The following is a 3,942-nucleotide window of genomic DNA, read 5'->3' as shown; positions in this document are numbered from 1 at the left end:
CCCGCAGGCGGCACGCCCGCGGGCGGGAAGCCCGCGCCCGGGGCGCAGCCCGGTCGCACGGTCGCGCCGCGGCCGCGCGGCGGCGAGGTCGCGACGCCCGAGACCGAGGGCTACACGTCGCTCATCGAGCCGCGCTCCGGGCTGTCCGAGGTCCTCGCACCCGTCGGCGGCTTCGGCGTCACGCTGTCCAACATGTTCCGGCCGACGGTCACGGAGCAGTACCCGTCGGAGAAGGTCCCCGCGAAGCCGCGGTACCACGGCCGCCACCAGCTCAACCGTTACGCGGACGGGCTCGAGAAGTGCATCGGCTGCGAGCTGTGCGCGTGGGCGTGCCCCGCGGACGCGATCTACGTCGAGGGCGCCGACAACACCCCGGACGCGCAGTTCAGCCCGGGCGAGCGGTACGGCCGCGTCTACCAGATCAACTACTTGCGCTGCATCTTCTGCGGCCTGTGCATCGAGGCGTGCCCGACGCGCGCGCTCACGATGACCAACGAGTACGAGCTCGCCGGCCCGACGCGCGCCGGGATGATCTGGGAGAAGCAGGACCTGCTCGCGCCGCTGCGCCAGGGCATGCTCTCCGCGCCGCACCCGATGGTCGAGGGCACGAGCGACACCGAGTACTACCAGGGCAAGGTCACCGGCCCCGACGACGCGCAGCGCGCGTGGGTCGCCGAGCACCGCCCCGACGACCCGACGCTGCCCGGGGGCGCGGGCGTCGAGGCCGCGAACGTGCCCGGACCCACCGCCGCCGCGCAGGCCGCGCTCGCCGCCGCCGCGACCAAGCAGGGCTCCCGGTGAGCGCGCTCCTCGGGCACGCGCTCAGCGCCGCCCCGCTGGGCGCGACCGCGCTCGACGGCGGCGAGGCCGGTACCGGTGAGGCCGTCCTGTTCTGGGTGCTCGGCCCGATCATGGTGCTCGCCGCGCTCGGCCTGCTGTTCGCACGCAAGGCCGTGCACGCCGCGATGTCCGTGGTGGTCGTGATGATCTCGCTCGCGTTCCTGTACGTCGCGCAGGACGCGGTGTTCCTCGGCGTCGTGCAGGTCGTCGTCTACACCGGCGCCGTCATGATGCTCTTCCTGTTCGTCCTCATGCTCGTCGGCGTCGACGCGTCCGACTCGCTCGTCGAGACGATCCGCGGCCAGCGCTGGATCGGCGTGCTCGCCGGCGTCGGCCTGGGAGTCGTGCTCGCGGGCGTCGTCGGCCGCGCCACCTACGGCCCGGCGCAGGGGCTCGACGCCGCGAACGAGGCGTCCAACCCGGTCGCGATCGCGCACGTCGTCTTCGGCGAGTACGTGCTGGCGTTCGAGGTCGTCGGCGCGCTGCTCGTCACCGCGGCGCTCGGCGCGCTCGTCTACACGCACCGGACCCGGCTGGTGCCGCGCGTCGGTCAGAAGGAGCGCGCGGACGCCCGCGTCGCCGCCGGCGCCCACCCGGTGTCGCTGCCCGCGCCCGGCGTGTACGCACGGCACAACGCGATGGACGTCCCGGCCCTCGACCCCGACGGCCGCCCCATCGAGGACTCGGTGCCGCGCGTGCTGCGGGTCCGCGGGCAGGAGGCCGACGCCGCCGAGTTCGCCGCTCGCACCGCGCGCGTCCGCTCCGGCCGGCTCACCGACGCGCCGTTCGCGTCCGACGACGCCGCGACCGGCGACGGCCCGACGCCGCCGCCCGCCGCGGACCCCGCCGGCGCGCGCGTCAACGTGCCCGACCTCGACGCGGCCGTGAGCGACAGCGGTCAGGACGGACCGTCGACCGGACCCCGCGGGGTCGCCGGACAGGAGGACCAGGCGTGAGCCTCACCCACTACCTCGTCCTCGCCACGATCCTCTTCACGATCGGGGCGACGACGGTGCTGCTGCGGCGCAACGCGATCATCGTGTTCATGGGCGTCGAGCTCATGCTCAACGCGACGAACCTGCTGCTCGTGACGTTCTCCCGGATCCACGGCGCGCTGACGGGTCAGGTCCTGGCGTTCTTCGTCATGGTCGTGGCCGCAGCGGAGGTCGTCGTCGGCCTCGCGATCATCGTGGCGATCTTCCGTACCCGGCGCTCGGCCTCGGTCGACGACGTGAACCTGCTCAAGAGCTGAGGGGCGGCCCGTGCACACCCTGACCACCCTCGCTGCGACCCTGCCCGCGCACCTGCGGGCGGACACGATCGCGCCCGCCACGGAGACCGTGCAGGCCGGCGTCTTCCTCGTCGGCCCGCTGCTCATCGGCCTGCCGCTGCTGTCGGCCGCCGTCCTGCTGCTGCTCGGCCGCCGCGCCGACCGCTGGGGCCACTGGCTCGGCGTCCTCGCCTCGGCCGGCGCGTTCGTCGCCGGTGCGGTCGCGTTCCTCGCGCTGCTCGGTCGCCCGGCGGACCAGCGCGTCGTCGTCGTCGACCTCGGCCGGTGGCTCGACGCGGGAGCGTTCCACGTCGACGCGGGCTTCCGGCTGGACCCGCTGTCGCTGACGTTCGTCCTGCTCGTGACCTTCGTCGGCACGCTGATCCACGTCTACTCCGTGGCGTACATGGAGCACGACGACGCGCGGCGCCGGTTCTTCGCGTACCTCAACCTGTTCGTCGCGGCGATGCTCCTGCTCGTCCTCGCCGACTCCTACCTCCTGCTGTTCTTCGGCTGGGAGGGCGTGGGTCTGGCGTCGTACCTGCTCATCGGGTTCTGGAACCACCGGACGCCGTACGCGGTGGCCGCGAAGAAGGCGTTCGTCGCCAACCGCGTCGGCGACATCGGGCTCATCGTCGCGATGGGGATCATGGTCGCCCAGTTCGGCGCGCTCGACTTCGGCACCGTCCTCGGCGGTGCGTCCGAGCTGTCGGAGGGCACCGCGACCGCGATCGGCCTCATGCTGCTGCTCGCCGCGTGCGGCAAGTCGGCGCAGTTCCCGCTGCAGTCCTGGCTCGGCGACGCGATGGCCGGCCCGACCCCGGTGTCCGCGCTCATCCACGCGGCCACGATGGTCACCGCGGGCGTCTACCTCATCGTCCGCAGCGGCGCGATCTTCGACGCGGCGCCCACAGCGCAGCTCGTCGTCGTGGTCGTCGGCGCGATCACCCTGCTGTTCGGGGCGATCGTCGGCTGCGCGAAGGACGACATCAAGAAGGCGCTGGCCGCCTCCACGATGTCGCAGATCGGCTACATGGTCCTCGCCGCGGGCCTCGGCCCGGTCGGGTACGCGTTCGCGATCTTCCACCTGGTGACGCACGGCTTCTTCAAGGCCGGGATGTTCCTCGGGGCCGGCTCGGTCATGCACGCGATGGACGACCAGGTCGACATGCGCCGCTTCGGCGGGCTCGCGCGCTACATGACGATCACGTGGCTCACGTTCATGGCCGGCTGGCTCGCGATCCTCGGCATCCCGCCGTTCGCCGGGTTCTTCAGCAAGGACAAGATCATCGAGGCCGCGTTCGTGCCGGTCGACGGCCAGCCGTGGCGCGCGTGGGTGTTCGGCACGGTCGCGCTGCTCGGCGCGGGCATCACCGCGTTCTACATGTCGCGCCTGTTCTTCATGACGTTCGAGGGCGAGCGCCGGTGGGCGCCGAAGGCCGACGGCTCCGCGCAGCATCCGCACGAGGCGCCGGCGCTCATGACCTGGCCGATGATCATCCTGGCCGTCGGGTCGGTCGGTCTCGGCCTGGTGCTCGGGCTCGGCGGCCGGTTCGTCACGTGGCTCGAGCCCGTGACCGGGCACGTCGAGCACGAGGAGCCCGTGCTGCCCGCGTGGTCGCTCATCGCGCTCACGCTCGCCGTCGTCGTGGTCGGCGTCGTGATCGCGTGGCGCCGGTACGCGGTGTCGCAGGTCCCGGTCGTCCCGCCGCTCGGCACCGCGCTCACCCGCGCGGCCCGCGTCGACCTCTACCAGGACTCCGTCAACGACGCGCTGCTCGTCGAGCCCGGCCAGCACCTCACCCGGTCGCTCGTGTTCGCCGACCGCGCGG

The 3,942-nt window shown here is 73.0% G+C and carries 4 protein-coding genes; all 4 read left to right on the top strand.

Annotated features, from left to right (window positions below):
• Positions 1-801: NADH-quinone oxidoreductase subunit NuoI (gene nuoI / locus CTKZ_RS16200; protein WP_371852387.1), on the top strand; the 801-nt coding region annotated here is incomplete at its 5' end.
• Positions 798-1,796, top strand: a complete 999-nt coding sequence (locus tag CTKZ_RS16195; RefSeq protein WP_124343912.1) for an NADH-quinone oxidoreductase subunit J — start codon at positions 798-800, stop codon at positions 1,794-1,796. The genes nuoI and CTKZ_RS16195, both read left to right, overlap by 4 nt.
• Positions 1,793-2,092: an NADH-quinone oxidoreductase subunit NuoK gene (nuoK, locus tag CTKZ_RS16190; RefSeq protein WP_124343911.1), complete on the top strand. Its 300-nt coding sequence runs from the start codon at positions 1,793-1,795 to the stop codon at positions 2,090-2,092. Before CTKZ_RS16195 ends, nuoK begins: the two co-directional genes overlap by 4 nt.
• 10 nt (positions 2,093-2,102) lie before the next feature.
• Positions 2,103-3,942, top strand: a 1,840-nt coding sequence (nuoL, locus tag CTKZ_RS16185) for an NADH-quinone oxidoreductase subunit L (RefSeq protein ID WP_124343910.1), incomplete at its 3' end; no start/stop codon positions are given.

The sequence above is a fragment of the Cellulomonas algicola genome, assembly GCF_003851725.1.
Lineage (GTDB): Bacteria > Actinomycetota > Actinomycetes > Actinomycetales > Cellulomonadaceae > Cellulomonas > Cellulomonas algicola.
This window is presented reverse-complemented; position numbering and strand designations above follow the sequence as displayed.